1 protein-coding gene and 1 pseudogene are annotated in these 1,880 nt (G+C 53.1%); one reads left to right on the forward strand and one right to left on the reverse strand.

All coding sequences use genetic code 11. The features are described from left to right. Positions 1-236 (forward strand): integrase core domain-containing protein (locus QZ506_RS03460; protein ID WP_291969084.1); only part of this gene is annotated, 236 nt, incomplete at its 5' end. A 205-nt stretch (positions 237-441) separates the two neighbouring features. Here QZ506_RS03460 and QZ506_RS03465 read toward each other — a convergent pair. Further along, positions 442-1,733 (reverse strand): annotated as a pseudogene (locus QZ506_RS03465) (efflux RND transporter permease subunit); the annotation flags it as partial. Between the last annotated feature and the right edge of the window lie 147 nt (positions 1,734-1,880).

A 1,880-nucleotide genomic window follows, 5' to 3' on the forward strand; every position in this document is an offset into this window, starting at 1 on the left:
CGAACGGCATCTGCGAGCGCTTCCATAAAACCATTTTGCAGGATTTTTATCAGGTTACGTTCCGCAAGAAGTTATATGGAGACCTGGAAAGCCTGCAGGTAGATCTGGACAACTGGTTGTGGCATTACAATAATGAGCGAACCCATCAGGGAAAAACGTGCTGCGGGCGTACGCCGATGGCCACTTTACTCGATGGAAAACGGATCTGGGCAAAAAAGAATCTGAACCAGATGTAATCGGACAGACACTTGTATAAATAATCGGTAACTGTCAGATCAGGTCTGAGCTAGTACAGATAATATAATCAGGACATAACCTAGTTACCTTTGTTTACAGTTTGATGAATGTTGACAGAGATGGAGATGTTTCTTCGTCACGAGGCCGGCAGGAAAAAAATCCCCGTGACTCCCACAGTGATAAGGAAAGAGAGACCAATAAGCACTACTCCGTTTTCTCTCTCAATGGGAAGCGGCGTCTTACTACGACGAAAAACAGGGGAACAAAGAAAATCGCCAGCACGGTGGCAGCCACCATGCCGCCAATCACGCAGGTGCCCACCGCGGGCTGGCTGGCGGAGCCCGCACCGGTGCTGGTTGCCATCGGCAACACACCAAAAACAAAAGCAAGTGACGTCATCAGGATGGGACGCAAGCGTTGGCGGGAAGCTTCCAGCGTGGCTTTGACGATATCCACGCCTTTGTGGTTCATTTCGTTGGCAAACTCTACGATCAATATGGCGTTTTTGTCTGAGAGCCCGATCACTGTCAGCAGGCCAACCTGAAAATAAACATCATTTTCCAGCCCGCGCGGCCAGGTTGCGATTAGTGCGCCCAGCATCACGGAGAACGGCACGGACCAGCTTTCATACAGCGCCGCCAGACACAAAAATACCACCAGCAGGGAGATGGCATAGAGCGCCGGAGCCTGTGCTCCGGTCATGCGCTCTTGCAGCGACATGCCGGTCCACTCCAGCCCAAACCCTTCTGGCAATTTAGCCACCAGTTGTTCCATCACATCCATGGCTGTACCGGTACTGACGCCCGGCGCCGATTCGCCAAGGATCTCCAACGCGGAGAAACCGTTATAGCGTTCCAGACGCGGCGAGCCGGTCATCCACGAGGTTTGCGCAAAGGCGGAGAACGGCACCATGCCCCGCTGTCATTACGCACATACCATTTGTTGAGATCGTCTGGCAGCATGCGATAAGGGGCGGCTGCCTGCACATACACCTTTTTCACCCGCCCACGATCGATAAAATTGTTCACGTAAGTGGAGCCCCAGCCAATCTTCAACGTACTGTTGATGTTGCTGATGGAAACCCCCAACGATTCCGCCTTACGCTGATCGATGGTGATTTGCATTTGCGGACTGTCATCCAGACCGTTGTGGCGAACCCGGGTCAAACGCGTATCCCCAGCCGCCTGCGCCAACAGCGTGTCACGCGCCGCCATCAAAGCATCGTGCCCCAACCCTGCGCGATCCTGCAATTGCATATCAAACCCGGATGCGTTACCCAAACCGGAAATTGCCGGTGGCGTACTGGCGAAAACCCTCGCCTCATTGATACGGCGGAAGGCGCGCGTTGCACGCTCAACGATGGCACCTGCACTGTTTTTCGCACCGGGACGTTCATCCCAATCTTTCAGACGCACAAACAGCTGTACCACGTTCTGGCCGTTACCACCGGGACCGTTGCCAACGGCGGTAAACACAGACGCCACATTCTCTTTTTCTTGCGTCGGCTTTGTTGAATAATAGTGAGTCATGCTGTTTTGCCAAGCCAGTTTTGGTAGAAAATGCTTGTCCCCTCAGGTGTACAGTTTTCTCATGAGGCCTAACTGCATGATTTTGCGTTGCGAGGATCCGTCGTTTCACTGGAC

Source organism: Candidatus Symbiopectobacterium sp., from assembly GCF_020054415.1.
Taxonomy (GTDB): domain Bacteria; phylum Pseudomonadota; class Gammaproteobacteria; order Enterobacterales; family Enterobacteriaceae; genus Symbiopectobacterium.